This window comes from Streptomyces arenae (assembly GCF_022343545.1).
In the GTDB taxonomy this organism is placed as follows: domain Bacteria; phylum Actinomycetota; class Actinomycetes; order Streptomycetales; family Streptomycetaceae; genus Streptomyces; species Streptomyces humi.
In genome coordinates, this window is the sequence record NZ_JAKQYH010000053.1 from 23,768 (window position 1) to 47,128 (window position 23,361).

The 23,361-nt window shown below is 70.9% G+C and carries 20 protein-coding genes; 12 read left to right on the plus strand and 8 right to left on the minus strand.

The genetic code is table 11. The features are described from left to right. The first annotated feature begins 111 nt into the window (after positions 1–111). Positions 112–1,374: a beta-ketoacyl-ACP synthase II gene (gene fabF / locus MB828_RS23640; protein WP_301649976.1), complete on the plus strand. Its 1,263-nt coding sequence runs from the start codon at positions 112–114 to the stop codon at positions 1,372–1,374. Positions 1,375–1,571: 197 nt separating this feature from the next. On the opposite strand, the gene MB828_RS23645 is transcribed toward fabF, so the two are convergent. Continuing rightward, complete coding sequence (locus MB828_RS23645) at positions 1,572–2,066, minus strand: DUF3145 domain-containing protein (RefSeq protein WP_301649977.1); 495 nt, start codon at positions 2,064–2,066, stop codon at positions 1,572–1,574. A gap of 251 nt (positions 2,067–2,317) precedes the next feature. Between MB828_RS23645 and MB828_RS23650 the strand changes: the two genes are divergently transcribed. The 3 genes from MB828_RS23650 (at position 2,318) to MB828_RS23660 (ending at position 5,701) form a co-directional block, all read left to right on the plus strand. After that, positions 2,318–3,217 carry an SGNH/GDSL hydrolase family protein gene (locus MB828_RS23650; RefSeq protein WP_301649978.1) on the plus strand — a complete coding sequence of 300 codons (900 nt, stop codon included), beginning with the start codon at positions 2,318–2,320 and terminating at the stop codon, positions 3,215–3,217. A gap of 22 nt (positions 3,218–3,239) precedes the next feature. Then, on the plus strand, positions 3,240–4,214 hold the full coding sequence (locus MB828_RS23655; protein WP_301649979.1) for an aldose epimerase family protein: 975 nt from the start codon (positions 3,240–3,242) through the stop codon (positions 4,212–4,214). 251 nt (positions 4,215–4,465) lie between these two features. Further along, the gene (locus tag MB828_RS23660; protein ID WP_301649980.1) at positions 4,466–5,701 is read left to right on the plus strand and encodes a pyroglutamyl peptidase; all 1,236 of its coding nucleotides are present in this window, start codon (positions 4,466–4,468) and stop codon (positions 5,699–5,701) included. On the opposite strand, the gene MB828_RS23665 is transcribed toward MB828_RS23660, so the two are convergent. Next, a complete protein-coding gene (locus MB828_RS23665) occupies positions 5,691–6,479 on the minus strand; it encodes an EI24 domain-containing protein (protein WP_301649981.1) in 789 nt (262 codons plus the stop codon). The two genes, MB828_RS23660 and MB828_RS23665, sit on opposite strands and share 11 nt — an antisense overlap. A 174-nt stretch (positions 6,480–6,653) precedes the next feature. On the opposite strand from MB828_RS23665, the gene MB828_RS23670 reads away from it, so the two are divergent. Next, positions 6,654–7,811 carry a serine hydrolase domain-containing protein gene (locus tag MB828_RS23670; RefSeq protein ID WP_133022114.1) on the plus strand — a complete coding sequence of 386 codons (1,158 nt, stop codon included), beginning with the start codon at positions 6,654–6,656 and terminating at the stop codon, positions 7,809–7,811. 132 nt (positions 7,812–7,943) lie between these two features. Here MB828_RS23670 and MB828_RS23675 read toward each other — a convergent pair whose 3' ends face one another. After that, on the minus strand, positions 7,944–8,942 hold the full coding sequence (locus MB828_RS23675; RefSeq protein ID WP_133022113.1) for an NADP-dependent oxidoreductase: 999 nt from the start codon (positions 8,940–8,942) through the stop codon (positions 7,944–7,946). A gap of 91 nt (positions 8,943–9,033) precedes the next feature. Between MB828_RS23675 and MB828_RS23680 the strand changes: the two genes are divergently transcribed. Then, entirely contained in the window at positions 9,034–9,492 is a 459-nt protein-coding gene (locus MB828_RS23680) for a MarR family winged helix-turn-helix transcriptional regulator (protein WP_301649982.1), read from the plus strand. 252 nt (positions 9,493–9,744) lie between these two features. Here the strand turns inward: MB828_RS23680 and MB828_RS23685 are convergent, their stop codons facing one another. The 5 genes from MB828_RS23685 to MB828_RS23705 form a co-directional block, all read right to left on the minus strand. Next, positions 9,745–10,428, minus strand: coding sequence for a response regulator (locus MB828_RS23685; protein ID WP_301649983.1), 684 nt, complete (start codon positions 10,426–10,428; stop codon positions 9,745–9,747). Next, complete coding sequence (locus MB828_RS23690; protein ID WP_430381416.1) at positions 10,425–11,843, minus strand: sensor histidine kinase; 1,419 nt, start codon at positions 11,841–11,843, stop codon at positions 10,425–10,427. Before MB828_RS23690 ends, MB828_RS23685 begins: the two co-directional genes overlap by 4 nt. Before the next feature lie 62 nt (positions 11,844–11,905). Beyond that, complete coding sequence (locus MB828_RS23695) at positions 11,906–14,020, minus strand: MMPL family transporter (protein WP_301649984.1); 2,115 nt, start codon at positions 14,018–14,020, stop codon at positions 11,906–11,908. Between the two features lie 340 nt (positions 14,021–14,360). Beyond that, complete coding sequence (locus MB828_RS23700) at positions 14,361–14,834, minus strand: carboxymuconolactone decarboxylase family protein (protein ID WP_301649985.1); 474 nt, start codon at positions 14,832–14,834, stop codon at positions 14,361–14,363. Between the two features lie 113 nt (positions 14,835–14,947). Beyond that, positions 14,948–15,802, minus strand: coding sequence for an SCO2400 family protein (locus MB828_RS23705; protein ID WP_301649986.1), 855 nt, complete (start codon positions 15,800–15,802; stop codon positions 14,948–14,950). A gap of 201 nt (positions 15,803–16,003) precedes the next feature. Here MB828_RS23705 and MB828_RS23710 point away from each other — a divergent pair, with 201 nt between their 5' ends. The 6 genes from MB828_RS23710 to mmsB all read left to right on the plus strand — a co-directional run bounded on the left by MB828_RS23710 (position 16,004) and on the right by mmsB (position 23,312). Further along, entirely contained in the window at positions 16,004–17,161 is a 1,158-nt protein-coding gene (locus MB828_RS23710) for a mandelate racemase/muconate lactonizing enzyme family protein (RefSeq protein WP_133022109.1), read from the plus strand. Then, entirely contained in the window at positions 17,158–18,174 is a 1,017-nt protein-coding gene (locus MB828_RS23715; RefSeq protein WP_301649987.1) for a zinc-dependent alcohol dehydrogenase, read from the plus strand. The genes MB828_RS23710 and MB828_RS23715 overlap by 4 nt, the downstream gene beginning before the upstream one ends. 115 nt (positions 18,175–18,289) lie before the next feature. Beyond that, entirely contained in the window at positions 18,290–19,267 is a 978-nt protein-coding gene (locus MB828_RS23720) for a hypothetical protein (RefSeq protein ID WP_301649988.1), read from the plus strand. A gap of 105 nt (positions 19,268–19,372) precedes the next feature. After that, entirely contained in the window at positions 19,373–20,482 is a 1,110-nt protein-coding gene (chvE, locus tag MB828_RS23725; RefSeq protein WP_301649989.1) for a multiple monosaccharide ABC transporter substrate-binding protein, read from the plus strand. 38 nt (positions 20,483–20,520) lie between these two features. Then, positions 20,521–22,071, plus strand: a complete 1,551-nt coding sequence (gene mmsA, locus MB828_RS23730; protein ID WP_301649990.1) for a multiple monosaccharide ABC transporter ATP-binding protein — start codon at positions 20,521–20,523, stop codon at positions 22,069–22,071. Beyond that, on the plus strand, positions 22,068–23,312 hold the full coding sequence (mmsB, locus tag MB828_RS23735; protein WP_133022104.1) for a multiple monosaccharide ABC transporter permease: 1,245 nt from the start codon (positions 22,068–22,070) through the stop codon (positions 23,310–23,312). Before mmsA ends, mmsB begins: the two co-directional genes overlap by 4 nt. Positions 23,313–23,361: the final 49 nt, after the last annotated feature.

The following is a 23,361-nucleotide window of genomic DNA, read 5'->3' on the forward strand; positions in this document are numbered from 1 at the left end:
CGTCAGGGACTCAGGCACCAGCCCTGAGTCCCGCCGGGGTCCCCGGCCGCTAGGCCCCGCCACCCGGCGGTGGCGCCGTCGAATCCCGCATCCGTTGGAGAAAGAATTCCCGTGAGCCCGACCAATCGCACCGTGGTCGTCACCGGTATCGGCGCAACCACACCGCTGGGTGGCGACGTAGCTTCGTTCTGGGAGGCCCTGGTCGCCGGCAAGTCCGGCGTCAGCCTTCTGGAGCAGGACTGGGCGGCCGAGCTGCCCGTCCGTATCGCGGCACAGATCGCCGTCGAACCGAGCGAGATCCTGCCGCGTCCGCAGGCCCGCAAGCTGGACCGGTCCGCGCAGTTCGCGCTGATCGCCGCTCAGCAGGCCTGGAAGGACGCCGGTTTCACCGCCAAGGCCGGTGAGGACCAGTCCGCCAACCCCGACCGGGTCGGCGCGGTCATCGCCTCCGGCATCGGCGGTGTGACGACCCTCCTCGACCAGTACGACGTACTCAAGGAGAAGGGCGTTCGCCGGGTCTCCCCGCACACCGTGCCGATGCTGATGCCCAACTCGCCGGCCGCCAACGTCGGTATCGAGCTGGGTGCCCGCGCCGGCGTGCACACCCCCGTGTCGGCCTGCGCCTCCGGCGCCGAGGCCATCGGGTACGCCATCGAGATGATCCGCACCGGGCGTGCGGACGTGGTCGTGGCCGGTGGCACCGAGGCCGCCATCCACCCGCTGCCCATCGTCGCGTTCGGCAACATGATGGCGATGTCCAAGAACAACGACGACCCGCAGGGCGCGTCGCGTCCCTACGACTCCGGCCGGGACGGCTTCGTGCTCGGCGAGGGCGCGGGTGTCGTCGTCCTGGAGTCCGAGGAGCACGCGAAGGCGCGCGGGGCGCGGATCTACGTCGAGGCCATCGGGCAGGGCATCTCGGCGGACGCGCACCACATCACGCAGCCGGAGCCGTCGGGCAACGGGATCGCGCACGCGCTGCAGAACCTGCTGGACAACACGGACCTGAAGCCGGCCGAGATCGTGCACGTCAACGCGCACGCGACGTCGACGCCCCAGGGTGACGTCGCCGAGATCAAGGCGCTGCGGAAGGTGTTCGGCGACGACGTCGACCACATGGCCATCTCCGCGACCAAGTCGATGACCGGTCACCTGCTGGGTGGCGCGGGCGGTATCGAGACCGTCGCGTCGATCCTGGCGCTGGTGAACCGGACGGCTCCGCCGACCATCAACCTGGACGAGCTCGACCCCGAGGTCAACGCGGACGTGGTGCGGGGCGAGGCCCGGCAGCTGCCCGAGGGGCGGATCGCCGTACTGAACGACTCGTTCGGCTTCGGCGGGCACAACGTGGTACTGGCGTTCAGGACGATCTGAGAAACGCCGTCGGAAGGTTTGTGGCCCGGACTCTGACGAAGAGTCCGGGCCACAGTGCGTTTCGTTGTCGGCTGACGGGTGGGTGGGGGCTTGTCGCGCAGTTCCCCGCGCCCCTAAAGGGGCGCTCACCCCTGGTCTTTTAGGGGCGCGGGGAACTGCGCGACCGGCCACGACGGCGCCGCGGACGGCTACGGCGCTCAGACCACCTGGTGGAGCCAGCGGACCGGGGCGCCTTCGCCTGCGTAGCGGAAGGGTTCCAGTTCGTCGTCCCAGGGCTTGCCGAGGAGCTTGGCGATCTCGGCCTCCAGGGCCGTCTCGCCGCGCTGTGAGCGGGTCATGGCCGCTCTCAGGCGGTCCTCCGGGATCAGGATGTCGCCGTGGATGCCGGTGACCGCGTGGAAGATGCCCAGGTCGGGGGTGCAGCTGTAGCGCTCACCCTCGGCCTTCGCGCAGGGTTCCGCGGTGACCTCGAAACGCAGCAGTTGCCAGCCGCGCAGCGCGGACGCCAGTTTGGAGGCCGTGCCGACCTCGCCCTGCCAGGAGAACTCGGAGCGCCAGGTCCCGGGGGCCGCGGGCTGCCGGATCCAGTCGAGGTTGACGCGCGTGCCGAGCACCCCGGCGACGGCCCACTCGACGTGCGGGCACAGCGCGCGCGGCGCGGAGTGCACGTACAGAACTCCACGTGTCGTCACCGGAACCTCCGGGCAGAGCGGGACATCTTGCTGGCTGGCTGGCGGCAGTGGCACGACGGCCGCTTGATGGCGAGGCTACCGTGCGGCGGCGCAAGGAGTGTGACGTACCGTCGGTCCCAGAGCCAGGAAACCCCTGCCATTCACCCATGGGGACGCTTGTACGGGGGTGGTCCGTTGCAGCGGGCGGGGTGGGAACTCCCGTGCGTTGTTATGAAAGGGGACGAACAGCCTACGGAGAGGACCAGCGGGGTATGCGCAAGCAGCGACGCCGGCGTTCGCGTGCCCTGGTCGGCGCCGTGGCCGCCACCGCCGCACTGGGGGTGGCCGGGTGCGATGTTGTGGACGGTGCCTCGGGGGCGCCGGACGGCAGCCGGACGCACGCCTCACGGGCCGTGCAGCTGTGGGACCGCAGCCCGGCGTCGATCGCGGCCGTGGGGGACTCCATCACGCGTGGCTTCGACGCGTGCACGGTGCTCTCGGACTGCCCTGAGGTGTCCTGGGCGACCGGCACCAGCGAGCAGGTGGACAGTCTGGCGGTACGGCTGCTCGGGCGGACCAAGGCGGCCGACCACAGCTGGAACTACGCGGAGACCGGCGCCCGGATGGCCGACCTGTCCGACCAGGTGGCGGCCGCGGTGGTGCGCAGGCCGGCGCTGGTCACGGTGATGGTGGGGTCCAACGACGCCTGCCGTTCGTCGGTGCGGGCGATGACCTCGGTGGCGGACTTCCGCGCCCAGTTCGAGGAGGCGCTGGGCACCCTGCGCAAGGCGCTGCCGAAGACGCAGGTGTACGTGGCGAGCGTGCCGGACCTGAAGCGGCTGTGGTCGGAGGGGCGCACCAATCCGCTGGGCAAGCAGATCTGGAAGCTGGGCATCTGCCCCTCGATGCTGGGCGACGCGGACGACCTGACCGCCACGGCGGTCCTGCGCCGCGACCGGGTGCAGCAGCGGGTCGAGGACTACAACACGGTGCTGGCGCAGGTCTGCGCCAAGGACCGGCGGTGCCGTTTCGACGGCGGGGCGGTGTACCGGTACCGCTTCGGGACGGACCAGTTGAGCCACTGGGACTGGTTCCATCCGAGCACCGACGGCCAGTCGAAGCTGGCCGCGATCGCCTACCGGACCGTCACCGCGAAGAACCCGGTGGACTAGACCCTTGGCTTAGAGTTTCCCCATGAGCGAACTTTTCGGCACACTTTCCGACGGCACCCAGGTCCACCGCTGGACCCTGGAGCGCGCCGGGACGCGGGTGCGGATCCTGTCGTACGGGGGGATCGTGCAGTCGGTCGAGGTCCCGGACCGGGACGGGCGGACGGCGGACGTGGTGCTGGGGTTCGCCGGCCTGGACGGCTATCTGGAGAACCCGGGCCCGTATCTGGGCGCCCTGGTCGGCCGGTACGCCAACCGGATCGCACGGGCCCGCTTCCCGCTGGACGGCGTGACCTACGCGCTGGAGCCGAACAACGCGCCCAACTCGCTGCACGGCGGCCCCGGCGGCTTCGACAAGCGGGTGTGGGACGTGACGGGCGTCGAGCACGGGGTGCGGCTGACCCGGGTGAGCCCGCACGGCGAGGAGGGCTTCCCCGGGCGGCTGGAGGTGGCCGTGACGTACACGCTGGACGCCGAGGGCGCGCTGCGGATCGCCTACGAGGCGGTCACCGACGCGCCGACCGTCGTGAACCTCACCAACCACAGCTACTTCAACCTGGCGGGCGCCGGGAACGCGACCGGCCAGGAACTGCGGATCGCCGCCTCGCGGTACACGCCCGTCGACGGCGACCTGATCCCGACCGGGGTCCTGGAGGACGTCTCCGGCACCCGTTTCGACTTCCGTACGGCCCGGAAGACCGGCTCCGGCTACGACCACAACCTCGTCCTCGACAAGGGCGTCACGGACACCCCGGTGGAGATCGCCGAGCTGCACGACACGGGGTCCGGCCGCACCCTCACCGTGGCCACCACCGAACCGGGCGTCCAGCTGTACACGGCGGAGCACCTGGCCGCCCCGTTCGCCCCCGGTGACGGCATCGCCCTGGAGACCCAGCACTTCCCGGACTCCCCGAACCGCCCGGAGTTCCCGAGCACCCGCCTCGACCCGGGCGCGGTGTACCGCTCGGAGACGGTGTACGGCTTCGGGGTGCGGGACTGACGCAGCCCGTACGCAAGCCCCGGTCCAGGGGTCAGGTCCCGGACCGGGGCTGCTCAAGGGGGACTTGTCCCGGATCTCACCTTAGCCGCGGCTGTGAGACGGCGGCCGGTGATCGAGCGGCCGCCGGGAATCCCGTACGAACCCTTCACAAAGCGGCCGACCCGGCACGGCATGGACCACACCGTGTCCCGCACGCGATACTGCGCCCCGAACGGCACCACGCACCCCACTGCGACGGAAGGCCAACTCCCTTGAATTCGCTGCGTGTTCGGATCGGTGTGCTCGGCATCGCCCTGCTGGCCGGGGCGCTGGCCCCCACCGCGGCGCAGGCGGCGCCGGCCGCGCCCTCCCCCACCGTCGAGGAACTGCGGCTCGACCGGACCGTGCCGCGGGAGATACTCCGGCGGTCCGGGTTCGACGACGTGGCACCGGGGTTCGCCCGGGCCCTGGACGGCGCGCGCTCCTACGCCGAGGCCCGGCGGACCGTCGTACGGGAGGGGTCGGCGCTGTGGCGGCGGGCCGTGGACCGGGCGCAGGGGCGGGGGCCGCTCGGGGGTGACCTCAGCCGGGACGACGACCGGCCGCTGTACTGGGCGCGGCTCGGGATGACGCGGTACGTGCGGACCTGGGAGCCGGGGTTCGGGGTGAGCGACACCCGACGGGCGGCCCTGCTCGACGTGCTGGAGCGGACCTCGCGCGGGGAGACGGACCTCCGCTACCCCGGTCACCTGCGGCGGATCCTGGTCACCGGGTTCGACCCGTTCACGCTCGACCGGGACATCCGGATCTCCAACCCGTCCGGGGCGAGCGCGCTGGCCCTGGACGGGACGGTCGTGCGGACCGCGCACGGGCCCGCGCGGGTCGAGACGGCCGTGTTCCCGGTGCGGTGGGACGACTTCGCGGCGGGGACCGTGGAGCGGACCCTGCGGCCGTACCTGCCGAAGGTGGACCTGTTCACCACGGTGAGCCAGGGGCGGGTCGGCCGGTTCGACGTGGAGCGGACCAACGGGGCCTGGCGGGGCGGTTTCCCGGACAACGAGAACCTGAGCCGGACCGGGACCGTCCCGGTCGCCGACCCGGCCTCGGGGCCCCAGTGGACGACCACGACGCTGCCCTACGCGGCGATCGTGGCGGCGTCGACGGGGCGTTTCCCGGTGTACGACCACACCGAGGTGACCGAGATCCCGGCGGGCGGTACGGAGGCCGTCGTACGGGCGGACGGACCGACCGCCGGGTCGACCGCGCGGGCCGGGGGCGGCGGTGACTACCTCTCCAACGAGATCGCCTACCGCGCCACCCTGCTGCGGGACCGGCTCGGGCTGCGTGACCGGCTGCCGGGCGGGCACGTGCACACGCCGGTGCTGCAGTTCGGCGCCGGGAACACCACCGAGGTGACCGACCCGGAGTTCGTGCGGAACCGGGTGGACATCATCGACCAGGTACGGGCGATCGTGACCGTGGCGGCCGACGCGGGCCTCAGGAGCTGACGGGTTCGCCGGCCCGTTCGTCCTCCTCCGCCGTCTCCTCGCCCAGCAGGTCGCGGGCGAGGAGCGTGGCGCCCGCGACCGCGCCCGGCATCAGGAACACCGCGACGAACGGGACCAGGAAGGCGAGTCCCAGCGGGGTGCCGAAGCCCCACACCAGGGTCTTGCGGGAGCGCAGCAGGGCGAGCCGGGCGCGCAGGTCGACACCCCGGCGCTGGAGGGCGACGGCGGCGAGTTCCTCGGTGAGGAAGAAGCCGGTCACGAAGAACCCGACGACGGGTACGGCCGTCTGGCCGACGAAGGGCAGGAAGCCGAGGGCGAAGAGGAGCAGGCCCCAGAGTGCGGCGCGGACCAGGATGCGCAGGCTGTCGCGGGCCGATATCCACAGCTCGCGCCAGAACGGCAGCCCGGACTCGGGCGCGGTGCCGTCGGGCGAGACGTCCGCGTCGACCTTCTCGGAGAGGTTCTCGTAGAACGGCTGGCCGACCAGCAGAGTCACCGCGGTGAAGGTGAGGACGGCGCCGAGGAGGCCGAGGGCGAACAGGACGGCGGTGAGGAGGCCGCGGAAGAGGCCCCGCCAGGGGCTGGACCAGTCGTCGGCGAACGGGGTGGACCAGGCGACCAGGTCGGCACCCCAGATGGCCAGCGCGACCAGCGCCGCCGCGTAGAGGACCAGGGTGATCAGACCGGGCAGCAGTCCGAAACCGAACTGCCTGCCGTGCCTGCCCACCCACCGCTGGCCCTTGAGGAGATATCCGAAACCCGCCCCGAGATCACGCATGGCGAAAACTTTACCGGGGATCGGAAAGGTCCGGCGGGGGCTGTGGACGCCAACCGGGGGCCGGCCGGGGCGGTGGTGACGGCGGGCCGCGTTGCCGCTGTTGAGTCGAACGGGTACGTCTTGCCGTACCGACCTACGGAACCACACAGGTGGCGGCTCGGTTGAGGAGAGCGGATGACTCAGGAGATCACCGTCCAGGGCACGGTCGCGGAGGGCTTCGAGGCGGTGCGCGAGGAGTTCGCCGCGTTCGTCGCCGAGGGACCGGCCGACTACGAGGGGCAGCTGTGCGCGTACGTCCACGGCCGGCGGGTCGTCGACCTGTGGGCCGGTGAGGGAGCCGACGGGGACTCCCTGTACGGGGTGTTCTCGTCCACCAAGGGGGCCGCGCACCTGGTCGTGGCGATGCTGGTGCAGGACGGGACGCTGGAGCTCGACCGCAAGGTCACCTACTACTGGCCGGAGTTCGCGGCGGAGGGCAAGGGCGCGCTGACGCTGCGGGAGCTGGTCGCGCACCGGGCCGGCCTGATCGGCACCGACACCGGGTTCAACCCGCGGGAGCTGGCCGACGACCGGGCGATGGCCGAACGCCTCGCCGACCAGCGGCCGTTCTGGCGGCCGGGCTCCGCCTTCGGCTACCACGCCCTCGTCATCGGGGCGCTCACCGGCGAGGTGGTGCGGCGGGCCACCGGCCGTACGCTCCAGGACGTGTACGAGGAGCGGGTCCGGGCGCCGTACGGCCTCGGGTTCTTCCTGGGCCTGCCGGCCGCGCACGAGCCGCGGTTCCGTACCGTGCAGCCGCTGCGTCCGACGCCCGAGGAGCAGGCGCTCCTGGACTCCGTGGCGTCCGGCCCGCACACGCTCGCCGCGATCGCCTTCAACGAGCACGCGGCCGAGCCGACCGCGCTGGCGTCCCTGCCCGACGACCCGCTGGTGCGCGCGAAGGGCCCGGCGTCCTTCGGCGGGGTGGCGTCGGCGCGCGGGCTGGCCGGGATGTACGCGGCGCTGCTGAGTGAGGTCGACGGCAAGGCGCCGCTGCTGAAGGAGGACACGGTGGCGGAGTTCGGGCAGTTCCACTCCGTGGGGTACGACCTGGTGGCCCGCGCCCACAAGGCGTACGGCCTGGGCTTCCAGGCGACGGCGGACGTCTGGCACCCGTTCCTGGGCGCCGGCACGATCGGCCACAGCGGCGCGGCGGGCTCCCAGGCGTTCGCGGACCCTCGCAGCGGCCTCGCCTACGGCTACACCAGGCGCCGCTTCGCGTTCCCGGGCGGCGCGGCCCCGGAGAACGACCGCTTGGCGAAAGCCGTCCACCGGGCAGCCCTGGCCCGCTGAGAAGCGCCCCACAGGGGCGCGAGGAACGGCGCGACCACCCCACGACAACCCGCACCCGGCGTCACGACCGCACCCCGCAGACGAGAGGCCGCACCCCACATCCGGGGCGCGGCCTCCGCGAAGCACACCGTGTCAGAGCTTGACGATCATCTTCCCGGTGTTGTCGCCGCGCAGCACCCCGAGGAACGCCTCCAGGTTGTTCTCGATGCCCTCGACGACCGTCTCCCGGTACTTCAGCTGCCCGGACGCCACCCACGGGCCGACCTCGGCGACGAACTGCGGCTGCAGGTCGTAGTGGTCGCCGACCAGGAAGCCCTCGATGCGGCCGCGGGTCTGGATGAGGCGGGCGAGGTTCTTCGGGCCGGGGACGGGCTCGGTGCTGTTGTAGACGGAGATCATGCCGCAGACCGCGATCCGGCCGTCCCGGTTGAGCCGGCCGATCGCCGCCTCCAGGTGGTCGCCGCCGACGTTGTCGAAGTAGACGTCGACACCGTCGGGGGCGGCGGCCCGCAGCTGCTCGGCGACCGGGCCGTTCTTGTAGTTGAAGGCCGCGTCGAACCCGTACTCCTCGACCAGCAGCTTGACCTTCTCGTCGGAGCCGGCCGAGCCGATCACCCGGGACGCGCCCTTGAGCTTCGCGATCTGGCCGACCTGGCTGCCGACCGCGCCGGCCGCGCCGGACACGAAGACGGAGTCGCCCTCCTTGAAGGAGGCGGTGCGCAGCAGACCCGCGTAGGCGGTGAGGCCGGTCATGCCGAGGACACCGAGGTACGTCGACAGGGGCGCGGCGTCGGCGTCGACCTTGACCGCGTTCTTCGCGTCCACGACCGCGTACTCGCGCCAGCCGAAGAAGTGCAGGACGTGGTCGCCGGCCGCGATGCCCTCGGCGTTCGACTCCACGACCTCGCCGACCGCGCCGCCCTGCATGACCTTGCCCAGCTCGAAGGGGGCCACGTAGGACTTGGCCGAGCTCATCCTGCCGCGCATGTACGGGTCCACGGAGACGTACTTGTTCCGTACCAGCACCTGTCCTTCACCCGGCGTCGGGACCTCGGCCTCGACCAGGGCGAAGTCCTCGGGCTTCGGCCAGCCGACGGGACGGCTGACCAGGTGCCACTCGCGGTTGATCATGACGGTGCGCCTTTCCAAAATACTTCAGTGCCTGAAACAACCATGCTCCTGAATATTTCAGGATGTCAAGTAACCGGGTATCCTGGAGTTCATGTCCACCCCACGGTCCACCCCTGCGCAGACCCGCAGACCCGACGCCGTGACCCTTGAGGTCGTCGAGCTGATCGGGGACGTCGTGTCCCGTTTCTACGCCGACTACGAGGAGGCGGCGGGCGAACACGCGCTCACCGGGGCGCAGGCACGCCTGCTCAGCCTGCTGTCACTGGGGCCGCTGCCGATGCGGAAGCTGGCGCAGAGACTGAAGTGCGAGCCGTCCAACGTGACGGGGATCGTGGACCGGCTGGAGGCGCGCGGGCTCGTGGAGCGGCGGCCGGACCCGGCGGACCGCCGGGTGAAGCTGGCCGCGGCGACCGACGAGGGCCGGCGGGTCGCCCGCGACCTGCGGGAGGGGCTGCGCTTCGCGCGCGAGCCGCTGGCGGGCCTCACGGACGCGGAGCGGCTGTCGTTGCGGGAGCTGCTGCGGCGGATGCTGGGCGCCGACGCGTACTGATCTTTTCGTGAACTCGGTGGGTGTGGTGGGCTTGTGGGTGGCGGAGGCGCCGCATCCCGCTGCGCCTTCCGCGTCCGCGCCGGCCGACGAACGACAGCCCCCTCGTCCTCATCACGCTCCGGTCGTGCCCGTAAAACCAACGCCGGCACCCGCCCCCGAGCACCCACCATCACCCCGCCACCAGGACATGTATCCAGCTACAGTGTCTCTGCAGCCAAACAGACTCGTAGGGACGGGACTTGGCGGCCTCGCTCAGACCGCCCCGGGTATCACGAGCCCCGACTCGTACGCCACTATCACCAGCTGCGCCCGGTCACGTGCCCCCAACTTGCCCATGATCCGGCTGACATGGGTCTTCGCGGTGAGCGGGCTGAGCCCCAGCGCTTCGGCGATCTCGGTGTTGTTGAACCCGCGCGCGACCAGGGTGAGCACCTGCCGCTCCCGCTCGGACAGCCCGTCCGGGCCGCCCACCGCAGACATCGCCGTGTCGGGTGCGCGCAGGAAACGGGCGATGAGCCGTGCGGTGGGTCCTGGCGAGAGCAGGGAGTCCCCGGCGGCCACGGTCCGGATGGCGTCGAGGAGTTCGGCCGGCCGGATGTCCTTCACCAGGAAGCCGGACGCCCCGGCCCGCAGCGCATCGACGATGTGCTCGTCGGTGTCGTACGTCGTCAGGACGAGCACCTTCACGCCCGCCAAGTCCTCGTCGTCGTCGGCGATGAGCCGGGTCGCCTCGATGCCGTCCAGGTCGGGCATGCGGACGTCCATCACGACGAGGTCGGCTCTCGCGGAACGGGCGAGGTCCACGGCCTGCCGCCCGGTGCCCGCCTCGGCGACGACCTCCATGTCCCCGGCGGACGCGACGAGCATCGCGAACGAGGCCCGTACGAGGGTCTGGTCGTCGGCGAGCAGTACGCGGATCGGAGTCGGGGCCGTCACGGGGCTTCCTCCCGGGGCAGCGGCAGCTCGGCAGTCACTTCGAAGCCCACGGTGGGACCCGGTCCGGCGTCCAGCGTGCCGCCCACGCTACGGGCCCGCTCACGCATCCCGACGAGCCCGAACCCCGGCGCGCCGCCGACGGCTCTCTGTCCGTGCCCCACCCCGTTGCGCACCGCGCTCCTCACCCCGTGGCCCGTCCCCTGCCCCGCCCCGTCGTCGGTGACGGTCACCCGCAGTGTCCCCTCCGCCGCCCGCAGTCCCACCCGGACGGTCAGGTCGTCGCGGCCCCCGTGGCGTAGGGCGTTGGTGAGCGCCTCCTGCACGATCCGGTAGGCGGCGGCGCCCACCGAGGGCGGTACGCCGTCCGCGTGGACGGACAGTTCGACCGCGGCCCCGGCCACCCTGGCCGCCTCCGCGAGCGCGCCCAGCCCGTCGAGCCCGGGCAGCGGCCCGCGCCCGTCCACAGAGCCGAGCCCGGAACCGGAACCCGGTCCGGAGCCGGGCTCGGCCACCCCCTCCCGTTTCCCTGCGACACTCATGCTCACCTCGTTCGCCCGCAGCACCTCCAACGTCGTGCGCAACTCGCCCCGGGCCGTCCGGCAGGTCTCCGCGATGTCGTCGAGCGCCTGGGCGACCGCCGTGCGGTCGAGCCGGTCCGGATCCGCTGTGAGGACATGGGCCGCCACGGACGTCCGCACACCGATCAGGGTGATGCTGTGCGCGAGCAGGTCGTGCAGGTCGCGGGCGATCCGCAGCCGCTCCTCGACGACCCGGCGCCGCGCCTCCTCCTCGCGGGTCCGTTCGGCCCGCTCGGCCCGCTCGACGATGGAGGCGACGTACTGGCGGTAGATACGGGCGTCGACGCCGAAGAACAGGACCGCGATGACCCAGCCGGAGATCCGCAGGAGCTCCAGTGCCCCGTCGGGGTTGGTGAAGCTGTTGATGATCAGCGTCGGGCCGAGGACGACGACAGCGGTGAGCAGCGAGCGACGTACCGCGCCGGTCGCCGCGACCGTGTAGAGCGCCAGGAGGGTCGCGGGGATCGGTACGGCGTGGTTGTAGTCGAGGACGTGGTAGGGGGTGACGCAGACCGCCACCGCGAGCAGCACGAGCAGCGGACGGCTGCGCCGCCACACGAGCGGCACATGGGCGCCGGCCAGCAGGGCCCAGCCGGGCGGACCGAGCGGGAGTCCGTCGTCGAGGAACAACGCCAGGATGACGGCCAGCACGGCGACACCGACGGCGAGGAACGCGTCGTTGCGGGTGCGGTGCGGCGCGGTGAGCGGGTCCCGGTTGACGACCGCCATGACGCGCTCGATCCGGCGGGGCCGCGCGTCCCCCCGTACGACGGTGGTTCTCAGGTCCCCTGCGGCTGAGGTCGCTCCCCGATCCTGCACGGCTCCATCTTCCGTCATGGGGGCGCCCCTCCGGCAGAAGGCAGGAGAGGCGCCCGGTCGGCTGTGGTGAGCCCGGCAGGTCAGGGCGCGCTGACCTGTTCCGGCTGCCGCGGCGGCTCGGTCGGTTCGGACGGCCCGGCGCCGGGCGCGGGTTCGCGGGAGAGGCCGCCCGGCCACCACATCTTCCGGCGCAGGGCGACGCTGGCACTGGTCACCAGGTACGTCCGTACGAGGAAGGTGTCGAGGAGTACGCCGACGGCGATCACGAAGCCCAGTTCGACGAGTTGCACGAGCCCCATGTTCATCAGCACGGCGAAGGTCGCGGCGAGGACCAGGCCGGCCGAGGCGATGACGGCGCCTGTGCTCCGCAGGGCGGTGAGCGCGGCGGCGGCCGGTTCCGCGCCGGCCAGGGACTCCTCCCGCATCCGGTGCATGAGGAAGATGCCGTAGTCGACACCGAGGGCGACGAGGAACACGAAGGACAGCAGCCCGAGTCCGGGATCGGTTCCCTTGAGGCCGAGGAGCGGCCCGAAGGCCAGCCCGGCGATCCCGAGGGCCGCGCCCCAGACCGCGACCACGGCGGCCACCAGGATGAGCGGCGCAACGAGACTGCGCAGCAGGACGAACAGGATGAGCAGCACCGAGACGAGGACCAGGGGTACGACGATCTTCGTGTCCCGGCTGTTGGTGTCCTCCAGGTCGATCTGCTCGGCGCTGTCCCCGCCGACGTACGAGCCCTTCAGTTCGCTGCGCAGGGACTTGATGGTGGCGGTCTCTCCCGCCGACTGGGGTGCGTCCTTCGCCATGACGGAGATCTCGGCCCAGCCGTCCGCGGTACGGCCCTTCTCGGCGCTCTCGACTCCCCGGGTGGCCCGGATCGCCGCGAGGGTGCGGTCGACGCGGTCCGCCGGGGTGATCACGTCGATGGGCTGGGTGCCGCGCCCGGGGTAGGCCCGGGCGAGGGTCTCCATGGCGGTGACGGCCTCCGGCTTGGTGACGAAGGAGTCCTCCTGCTTGACCGCTCCCGGCAGGTTGAGCGAGCCGAGGGCGAGTGCGCCGAGCAGGACGGCTCCGGTCGCGAGCACGGTCAGCGGCCTGCGCCCGGCGGAGTCGCCCATCGCGGCGAAGAGAGTGCGCCGCTGTTTCGGCTCGCTGCCGTAGGCCGGTACGAGCGGCCAGAAGACCCGCCGCCCGAGCAGGACGAGGACGGCGGGCAGCAGGGTCAGCATCGCGATCAGCGCGCACAGCACACCGACCGTGCCGAGCGGGCCCATGCCGCGGCTGCTGTTGAGGTCGGCGGCGAGCAGGCACAGCAGGCCGGCGGCGACGGTGCCGGAGGAGGCGAGCACGGCCGGCCCGCAGCCGCGCAGGGCGGCGACCATGGCCTCGTACGGGCGCTCGATGCGCCGTAGTTCCTCCCGGTAGCGGGAGACGAGGAGCAGTGCGTAGTCGGTGCCCGCGCCGAACACGAGGATCGTCATCACGGCGGAGCTCTGGCCCGTGACCGTGGTACCGAAGGCCTGGTTGAGCCCGTACGCGACGCCCATCGACATGACGTCGGCGATGCCGGCGACCACGAGCGGCACGAGCCACAGCACCGGGCTGCGGTAGATCAGGATCAGCAGGAGGGCGACGACGGCGACGGTCGTGTAGAGCAGCGGCCCGCCGAGTGAGTCGTAGACCTTCCCGGCGTCGACGCCGAGCGCTGCGCTACCGCCCACCTCGACGCTCAGCCCGTCCTGGCCGCGGGCGATGCCCCGGACGTCCTCGACGAGCGCGTCCCGCAGCTTCTCGTCGCGCCCGGGCTCGTTGCTGACGACGGGGTACATGAGGGTCGTACCGTCGTCGGACGGAATCCCCTTGGGCGCCCCGCCGACCAGCTCATGCGCTGCGGCGATCTCCTCGACCTGCCCGGCCGCCACCCGCCGGTCACCGTCGCTCAGCCCGCCGCCCCGGTGATACACGATCACCATCTCGGTGCTCTCGCCCCCGGGCAGCGCGTCCTGTATCCGGGCCACTTGGGTCGAGTCGGCGCCGGAGGGCAGGTAGTCGGTGGCCCGGTCGTGCTGCACGTCGGCGAGCTTCCCCGCGAACGGGCCGACCAGCACGAGCACGGCCACCCATAGCCCGAGCAGTGCCCAGGGCACGGCCCGCCTGCGTCCCACGCCCTTCGTGGTTGTCTTCCCCACCGTCATGAGCAGCTCTCCCTCGCTACGACGACTCCCGTTTCAGCTGTCAGCCTTCCGGCACGGGGAGGGGTTTGCGTCGGACGGGAGGGGGAGCCCGCGGGTACTGCCTGGGGTGGCGGGGGGTGCGGATTACTCCCGCGGGAGTAATGCGAGCCGCGGGTGAAAGCCGCGGGTACGTGTTCGCCTGCGGGTGGGTGGGGGCTGGTCGCGCGGTTCCCCGCGCCCCTGAAAAACGGGGCCACGCCCAGTTGCGGCCCCGGCGCGAGCACCGTCACCTTGCGAACTCACGAAAAGATCAGCAGGGGCCGGTGCTCCCCCGGCAGCACCGGCCCCCTCGGCGGCGGCGTTACGCGAACTGGCCCGGGCGGTAGTCGCCGGCCGGCTGCTGGAAGATGACGTTCAGCCGGTTGAAGGCGTTGATCGCGGCGATCGTCGCCACCAGTGCGACGAGTTCCTCCGAGTCGTAGTGCTTGGCCGCGTTCTCCCAGACCTCGTCCGGGACACCGCCGGCTGCGTCGGCGATCCGGGTGCCCTGCTCGGCCAGTTCCAGGGCGGCGCGCTCGGCCTCGGTGAAGACGGTCGCCTCGCGCCAGGCACCGACCAGGTGGAGGCGCTGCTGGGTCTCGCCGGCCTCGGCCGCGTCCTTGGTGTGCATGTCGAGGCAGTAGCCGCAGCCGTTGATCTGGCTGGCGCGGATCTTCACGAGCTCCAGAGTGGCGTCGGGGACCGTCGTCTCGTGGGCGACCTTGCCGGCGCCCACGAAGTGCTTGATGAGCTTGGTGGCGACGGGGCTGGCGAAGAGGTTCAGACGGGCTTCCATGGGGTGCTCCCTGCGGTGTCGTCCCAGTGGGTTACACCCCTATGACGGGCCGGGGAAGCAGGATGTGACACGTTTGCTGGATTTGCTTCAGCAGGGCATGGACCGAAGGTCGCTCACGAGCACCACCACAGGAACCGGGTGCAGGTGTGGCTCGGGGACGGGGCCGGGGTCGGGTCCGAGGTCGTGGGGGCCGCCGTCGGGGTCGGGGCCGCCGTGGAGGCCGGTGCCGCCGTCGGCGCGTCGCTGCCCGGGGCCACCGTCGCCGACTGGGCGTCCGTGTCCTTCGGGGACGCCGACGGGGAGCCGGACGCCTTGTCCTTCGACGCGGAGGGGGACGGGGAGGCCGAGGGGTCGGGCGAGGCGGAGCCCGGCGCGCCCGTGGCACCCGAGGTGTCGCCCAGGGGCTGGGCCGTCGTACCGGGGGACGACGTGGCGGTGCCGCCGTCGGTCGTGTCGCCGCCGGCCGAGGTGGCGCCGGGGCTCGTGAAGGGTATGGCGTCGGTGCCGAGTTCGGCGAGGCTCAGGGCGCCGGCCGCCAGGACACAGGCCGCGGTCACGAGCAGGATCCTGCGGCGCCGTCTTCGATGAGCCGCCGCCTTGCGGTCGCGACGGCTGCCGTCGGCCTCGGACGGGCCCGTGGGAGCGCCGTCGGAGGGGCTTCCGGAGGGACCCTCGGCGGCCCGTCCGCGCCCTCGCCCGCGGGCGGCGCGACGCCGGTCGGCCCGGCCGCCCGCCCGGGGTTCGTCGGCCTCTTCGGCCTCTTCGGCCGCACCGGCCCCGCGGTCCTCGTCGTCGCCGCGTCCGGCTTCGGTGAACTCGGCTCCCGTGTACGGCGTTTCGGCGGTGGCGGCCGGGCCGGGAGGGGCCGCCTCGGGCGCGGACGCGCGTAGCGTTTCGACCGGGGCGCCGCACCCGGGGCAGGCGAGGGCGCCGTTGAGGTGCCGTCGGCACGGGTGGCAGTAGTCCATGACGCGGGAAGACTAAGTTCCCCGCGGGTCACATCACCAGGCACCTCTGTGAAGGTTCTGTGGGGGACCGAAAAAACTGTCGAAAGCCTTGTCGAAACCGTTACCTGTTCGACCCATTGACACTCCGACCGCCCCGTCCTTACTGTCACGCCAGCATTTCGAACGTGTGACGAAATCTCGAACAGCTGAGGGGCAACTGCCGTGCGCATCACCGGAATCAGCACACACGTGGTCGGGACGCCCTGGCGCAACCTGACCTACGTCCAGGTGCACACCGACGAAGGGATCACGGGAGTCGGCGAGACCCGGATGCTCGGTCACACCGACGCGCTGATCGGCTACCTGCGGGAGGCCGAGGCCAACCACATTCTCGGTTCCGACCCGTTCGCAGTGGAAGACCTCGTACGCCGGATGAAGTACGGCGACTACGGCCGGGCGGGCGAGATCGTGATGTCCGGCATCGCCGTGATCGAGACGGCCTGCTGGGACATCAAGGGCAAGGCCCTGGGCGTGCCGGTGTGGCAGCTGCTCGGCGGCAAGGTGACCGACAAGGTCAAGGCGTACGCCAACGGCTGGTACACCACCGAGCGGACACCTGAGGCGTACCACAAGGCGGCCCAGGGAGTGATCGAGCGCGGGTACAAGGCGCTGAAGATCGACCCGTTCGGCACCGGGCACTTCGAGCTGGACCACGAGCAGACGCTGTACTCCGTGTCGCTCATCGAGGCCGTGCGGGACGCCATCGGCCCGGACGCCGAGCTGATGCTGGAGATGCACGGGCGCTTCTCCCCCGCCACCGCCGTGCGGCTGGCCAGGGAGCTGGCTCCCTTCAAGCCGGCGTGGCTGGAGGAGCCCTGCCCGCCGGAGAACCTGAAGGCGCTGGAGAAGGTCGCCGCGAAGGTGGACATCCCGGTCGCCACCGGCGAACGCATCCACGACCGCATCGAGTTCCGCGAGCTCTTCGAGAGCCAGGCCGTGGACATCATCCAGCCGGACGTCGGCCATATCGGTGGAATCTGGGAGACGCGGAAGCTCGCCGCCACCGCCGAGACGCACTACGTCCTGGTCGCGCCGCACAACGTCGGCGGCTCCGTGCTGACCGCCGCCTCCCTCCAGGTCGGGTTCACCTCCCCGAACTTCAAGATCCTGGAGCACTTCAACGACTTCGCCGACGCCGAGATCAAGAAGGTGGTCAAGGGCGCGCCCGAGGTGGTCGACGGGTACTTCCACCTGTCCGACGCGCCGGGGCTCGGGGTCGAGTTCGACGCCGACGCGGCCGCGGAGTTCCCGCAGCAGCAGGCCCGCTTCGACCTGTGGGCGGACGGCTGGGAGCAGCGCAAGCCCAAGGGCACGAAGTGAGCGCGTCCCAGGTCGTCGTAGAGGCGCCGGGCAGCCACCGGGTCGAGGAGCACACGCCCCGCGACCCCGGGCCCGGCGAGGCGCTGGTCGCCGTGCACGCGGTCGGGATTTGCGGAAGCGACCGCGAGGTGTACCAGGGCAACCGGCCCGAGGGGTACGTCCGGTACCCGCTGACGCCGGGTCACGAGTGGTCCGGGACGGTACGGGCGGTGGGCGCCGGGGTGCCCGGAGTTCTGGTCGGCCGCAAGGTCGTCGGCGAGGGCTTCCGGAACTGCCAGGTGTGCGACCGCTGCCACGCCGGCGAGACCACCCTGTGCACCGACGGCTACGAGGAGACCGGCTTCACCCAGCCGGGCGCCATGGCCACGACGCTCACCCTCCCGGCCCGCCTGCTGCACGTCCTCCCGGACGACGCCGACCTCACGGCCGCGGCCCTCCTGGAGCCCGCCGCCTGCATCGCGGCCGCCGCCCTGAAGGGCAACGCCCGGCCGGGCGAGCGGGTCGCGGTGGTCGGCACCGGGACGCTGGGCATGTTCGCCGTGCAGTTCCTGAAGGCGGTCTCGCCGGGCGAACTGCTGGTGGTCGGTACCCGGAACGACCGGGAGGCGCTGTCCCGGCAGTTCGGGGCCACCGACTTCCGTACCAGGAACGCTGAAAGTCCAGCACTGCCCGACGACTTCGACGTGGTCATCGAGACCGCCGGGTCCGCGTCCGCCGCGCGCACCGCCGCCTCCCTGCTCAGGCGCGGCGGACGCCTGGTCCTGACCGGCATCCCGGCCGCGGGCGCCGACGGCCTGGACCCGACCGACCTCGTCGTACGGCAGCTGGAGGTGCACACCGTCTTCGGTGCGCCGCCGGACGCCTGGGCGCACACGGTACGGGTCTTCGGGGCCGGTCTCCTCGACCCGTCGCCACTGATCACGCACGAGCTGCCGCTGACCGAGTTCCCGCAGGCCATCGAGCTGGTGGGGGCCGGTGATCCGAAGGTGGGCAAGGTGCTGCTCCGCCCCTGAGTCGTACGCCGGTCGCGGCGTGCCCTGACCTCGCCGTGACCGGCGTACCACCAAGCCGTTTTTTCTACCCCGAGCCGCGAACCTTGTCCGATATACCGAACATGAAGGACAGCTTGTGACGACCGACGCTTCCGTTACGGCGGCCCGCCGACCCGGTGAGCAGGCGCTCACCGCCCTCGGTCTGGGCGCGCCCGCCCTCGACCCCGCCGACGCCTCCGCCCACAGCTTCCCGGGCGGCGGCAAATGGCGCACCGAGATTCCCTCCTGCGAGGGTCCCGAGGCGCTTGCCGTCGTACTCAAGGAGTCCTCGCGGCTGGACGTGCCGATCCACCGGATCAGCCAGGGCAGCGGTGTGTGGATGCTCACCGACGCCGAGATCACCGAGATGGTCGACGCCACGGGCGAACGGGACATCGAGCTCTGCCTGTTCACCGGTCCGCGCGGCACCTGGGACATCGGCGGCTCGGTGCGCTCCGACTCGCGGGGGGCCGGGCTGCGCGCCCGCGGCCACGACGCCGTCGCCGGCTGTGTCGAGGACGCGGTCCGGGCGACGGAGCTGGGCGTGAAGTGCCTGCTCGTCGCCGACGAGGGCGTGCTGTGGACGCTGCACCGGGCGCGGGAGGCCGGGATCATCCCGGCCGACACCACGCTGAAGGTGTCCGCGCTGATCGGTCCGGTCAACCCGGCGTCGTACTCCGTCTTCGAGCACCTGGGCGCCGACTCGGTCAACGTGCCGAGCGACCTGACGCTCGACCACCTCACCGAGATCCGCCGGGTGTCGGGCGCTCCGCTGGACATGTACATCGAGGCCCCGGACGACCTCGGCGGCTACATCCGGATGTACGAGGTCGCCGAGCTGATCCGGCGCGGCGCCCCGGTCTACCTGAAGTTCGGCCTGTCCAAGGCGCCCGGCATCTACCCGTGGGGCACCCACCTGCGGGACGTGACGCTGAACACCGCGAAGGAGCGGGTGCGGCGCGGCCGGCTCGCCCTGGACCTGCTCGCCCGGCACGGCGCGGACGGCGACATGGCGCCGCTGGGGTCGCGGTTGCCGGGAGTTCTCCGACGGTTCCCCGTCGAGGGTTCCGGCTGACGAAACGTTGGGGACTGCGGGTCCGTTGTGGCTGGTCGCGCAGTTCCCCGCGCCCCTTCGGGGCGCTTCAACCTCTCAACGACGAGAAGAACAGGGACCGATCACATGCGCACTCGTAGAAGCGCCCTCACTCTCATAGCCGGGGCCGCCTCCCTCGCCCTGACGCTGTCCGCCTGCGGGCAGAGCGGTGAGGGCGGCAGCAAGGAGGACAGCGGCAGCGCCAAGGGCGGCACCATCGGCATCGCGATGCCGACCAAGTCCTCCGAGCGCTGGATCGCCGACGGCAAGAACGTCGTCAAGAACCTGGAGTCCAAGGGCTACAAGACCAAGCTGGTCTACGGCGAGGACAACCCGGACACCCAGGTCTCCCAGATCGAGAACCTGATCACTCAGGGCGTCAAGGGCCTGATCATCGCGGCCATCGACAACAAGTCCCTGAACAACGTGCTCCAGGAGGCCGCGGACGCCAACATCCCGGTCATCGCCTACGACCGGCTGATCCTCGGCACCAAGAACGTCGACTACTACGCGTCCTTCGACAACGAGAAGGTCGGCGTCGAGCAGGGCACGTACATCGTGCACAAGCTCGGGCTGGACAGCGGCAAGAAGGGCCCGTTCAACATCGAGCTGTTCGCCGGCTCGAACGACGACAACAACACCAAGTACTTCTTCAACGGCGCGATGAGCGTGCTCCAGCCGTACATCGACAAGAAGCAGCTGGTGGTCAAGTCCGGCCAGACCGCGCTGAACAAGGTCACCACGCTCCGCTGGGACGGCGCGACCGCGCAGTCGCGCATGGAGGACATCCTCACCTCCTCCTACAAGTCCGCCAAGGTCGACGCGGTGCTCTCGCCCTACGACGGCATCTCGATCGGCATCATCGCCGCGCTGAAGTCGGACGGCTACGGGTCCGGCAGCCAGCCGCTGCCCGTCATCACGGGGCAGGACGCCGAGCTGGCCTCGGTGAAGTCGATCATCGCGGGTCAGCAGACGCAGACCGTCTACAAGGACACCCGGCAGCTCGCCAAGGTCGCCGCGACCATGGTCGACGACGTCCTGAACAAGAAGACCCCGCAGGTCAACGACACCAAGACGTACGACAACGGGTCCAAGGTCGTCCCCGCCTACCTGCTCCAGCCGGTGAGCGTCGACAAGAGCAACTACGAGGAAGTCCTGGTCAAGGGCGGCTACTACACCGACGCCGAGCTCAAGTAATCCGCCCTGATCGACAAGCACTGATTGGAAGGCAGACCATGGCGGGACCCGTCCTGGAAATGCGCTCGATCGTCAAGACCTTTCCCGGCGTCAAGGCGTTGTCGGACGTCACGCTGACCGTCCGCCAGGGCGAGGTCCACGCCATCTGCGGGGAGAACGGCGCCGGCAAGTCGACCCTCATGAAGGTCCTCTCCGGCGTCCACCCGCACGGCAGTTACGCGGGCGAGATCCTCTTCGAGGGTGAGCTCTGCGAGTTCGGTGACATCCGGGCGAGCGAACAGCGCGGCATCGTGATCATCCACCAGGAGCTGGCGCTGTCGCCGTACCTCTCGCTGGCGGAGAACATCTTCCTCGGCAACGAACACGCCAAGGGCGGGTTCATCGACTGGCGGGAGACCCTGCGGCACGCCACCGAACTGCTGCGCCGGGTGGGTCTGGACGACCACCCGGAGACCCGCGTCGCCGACATCGGCGTGGGCAAGCAGCAGCTGGTGGAGATCGCGAAGGCGCTGTCGAAGAAGGTGAAGCTGCTCATCCTCGACGAGCCCACCGCGGCTCTGAACGACGAGGACAGCGGCAAACTCCTCGACCTGATCCTGGAGTTGAAGAACCAGGGCATCACCTCGATCATCATCTCCCACAAGCTCAACGAGATCCGCCGGGTCGCCGACTCGGTCACGATCATCCGGGACGGCCACTCCATCGAGACCCTCGACGTGAAGTCGGAGGAGACGACCGAGGAGCGGATCATCTCGGGCATGGTGGGCCGCGACCTGGACCACCGCTTCCCCGAACGCACCCCGTACGAGGGCGAGGTGGACGCGGCGCCGGCCCTGGAGATCCGCGACTGGACCGTGCGACACCCGATCGACCACGAGCGCAAGGTCGTCGACGACGTGTCGATCCACGTCCGGCGCGGCGAGATCGTCGGTATCGCGGGCCTGATGGGCGCCGGCCGCACCGAACTGGCGATGAACGTCTTCGGGCGGACCTACGGCCGCTACGACGGCGGGACGGTCCTCAAGGACGGCACGGAGATCCGCACCAAGTCGGTCGCCGAGGCGGTCGGGCACGGCATCGCGTACGTCACCGAGGACCGCAAGCACTACGGCCTCAACCTCATCGACACCATCAACCGGAACATCTCGCTGACCGCGCTGAAGAAGGTGGCCAGGCGCGGGGTCGTGGACGAGCACGAGGAGCGGCAGGTCTCCGAGGGCTACCGCAAGTCCATGAACATCAAGGCGCCGACGGTCTTCGAGCCGGTGGGCAAGCTGTCGGGCGGCAACCAGCAGAAGGTCGTCCTCAGCAAGTGGATCTTCGCCGGTCCCGAGGTGCTGATCCTGGACGAGCCGACCCGCGGTATCGACGTGGGAGCCAAGTACGAGATCTACACGGTCATCGACCAGCTCGCCGCCCAGGGCAAGGCGGTCGTCTTCATCTCCTCCGAGCTGCCCGAACTGCTCGGCATGTGCGACCGCATCTACACCATGGCCGCGGGCCGCCTGACCGGTGAGGTGCCCAGGGCCGAGGCCACGCAGGAAGTGCTGATGCGCCATATGACGAAGGACAAAGAGGTAACGCGATGAGCACGGATGTCACCGCCAAGAGCCCGGCGCCCGCGCCGCCGGGCGGGAGCGGATCGGCCGCCGAGGGGAACCTGCTCCGGATGGTCCTCGACGGACTGCGCCGCAACATGCGCCAGTACGGGATGCTGATCGCGCTCGGTCTGATCGTCGCCCTGTTCGCCGTGTGGACCGACGGGGACCTGCTGCTGCCGCGCAACGTCTCCAACCTGGTCCTCCAGAACAGCTACATCCTGATCCTGGCCATCGGCATGATGATGGTGATCATCGCCGGGCACATCGACCTGTCGGTCGGCTCACTGACCGCGTTCGTGGGCGCCTTCGCGGCCGTGCTGACGGTCAACCACGGGGTGCCCTGGCCGATCGCCCTGGTCCTGTGCCTGGTGATGGGGGCCTTCGCGGGTGCCGCACAAGGTGTGCTGATCGCCTACTTCGGCATACCGTCGTTCATCGTCACCCTCGCCGGGATGCTGCTCTTCCGCGGTCTCACCGAGATCCTGCTCCAGGGTCAGACCATCGGCCCGTTCCCGAACGGTTTGCAGAACCTGGGCAACGGCTTCCTCCCCGAGGTCGGCCCGCACACCAACTACCACAACATCACGCTGCTGCTGGGCCTGGTGCTGATCGCCGCCGTGGTCTGGCAGGAGTTCCGGGACCGGCGCCGCCAGCAGGAGTTCGCGCTGGAGGTGCCGCCCACCCGGCTCTTCCTGCTGAAGCTGACCGCGCTGGTCGCCGCGATCCTCGTCATGACGATGCTGCTCGCCAGCTACAAGGGCGCCCCGATCGTCCTGATCGTGCTGGGCGTGCTGGTCGTCGGCTACGGCTACGTGATGCGCAACGCGGTCTTCGGCCGGCACATCTACGCGATCGGCGGCAACCTGCCGGCGGCCAAGCTGTCCGGCGTCAAGGACAAGAAGGTCACCTTCTACGTCTTCCTGAACATGGGCGTGCTCGCGGCCCTGGCCGGTCTGGTGGTAGCGGCCCGGCTGAACGCGGCCTCGCCGAAGGCGGGCGACGGCTTCGAACTGGAGGCGATCGCCTCCTCGTTCATCGGCGGCGCCTCCATGAGCGGCGGTGTCGGCACCATCCTCGGTGCCATCATCGGCGGTCTCGTCCTCGGCGTGCTGAACAACGGCATGAACCTCCTCAGCGTCGGCACCGACTGGCAGCAGGTCATCAAGGGCCTCGCCCTGCTCGCGGCGGTCGGGTTCGACGTGTGGAACAAGCGCAAGTCCGGTTCGTAGTCAGCGCGGGCCCCGCCGGAAGGCGGGGCCCCTCCTTCATCCAGGAGCC

Excerpts from the sequence above, each read along its gene's own strand:
- MB828_RS23650 (WP_301649978.1), top strand. The coding sequence starts at position 2,318 with ATGCGCAAGCAGCGACGCCGGCGTTCGCGTGCCCTGGTCGGCGCCGTG.
- MB828_RS23655 (WP_301649979.1), top strand. The coding sequence starts at position 3,240 with ATGAGCGAACTTTTCGGCACACTTTCCGACGGCACCCAGGTCCACCGC.
- MB828_RS23665 (WP_301649981.1), bottom strand. The coding sequence starts at position 6,479 with ATGCGTGATCTCGGGGCGGGTTTCGGATATCTCCTCAAGGGCCAGCGG.
- MB828_RS23670 (WP_133022114.1), top strand. The coding sequence starts at position 6,654 with ATGACTCAGGAGATCACCGTCCAGGGCACGGTCGCGGAGGGCTTCGAG.
- MB828_RS23675 (WP_133022113.1), bottom strand. The coding sequence starts at position 8,942 with ATGATCAACCGCGAGTGGCACCTGGTCAGCCGTCCCGTCGGCTGGCCG.
- MB828_RS23680 (WP_301649982.1), top strand. The coding sequence starts at position 9,034 with ATGTCCACCCCACGGTCCACCCCTGCGCAGACCCGCAGACCCGACGCC.
- MB828_RS23690 (WP_430381416.1), bottom strand. The coding sequence starts at position 11,843 with ATGACGGAAGATGGAGCCGTGCAGGATCGGGGAGCGACCTCAGCCGCA.
- MB828_RS23695 (WP_301649984.1), bottom strand. The coding sequence starts at position 14,020 with ATGACGGTGGGGAAGACAACCACGAAGGGCGTGGGACGCAGGCGGGCC.
- MB828_RS23700 (WP_301649985.1), bottom strand. The coding sequence starts at position 14,834 with ATGGAAGCCCGTCTGAACCTCTTCGCCAGCCCCGTCGCCACCAAGCTC.
- MB828_RS23705 (WP_301649986.1), bottom strand. The coding sequence starts at position 15,802 with ATGGACTACTGCCACCCGTGCCGACGGCACCTCAACGGCGCCCTCGCC.
- chvE (WP_301649989.1), top strand. The coding sequence starts at position 19,373 with ATGCGCACTCGTAGAAGCGCCCTCACTCTCATAGCCGGGGCCGCCTCC.
- mmsA (WP_301649990.1), top strand. The coding sequence starts at position 20,521 with ATGGCGGGACCCGTCCTGGAAATGCGCTCGATCGTCAAGACCTTTCCC.
- mmsB (WP_133022104.1), top strand. The coding sequence starts at position 22,068 with ATGAGCACGGATGTCACCGCCAAGAGCCCGGCGCCCGCGCCGCCGGGC.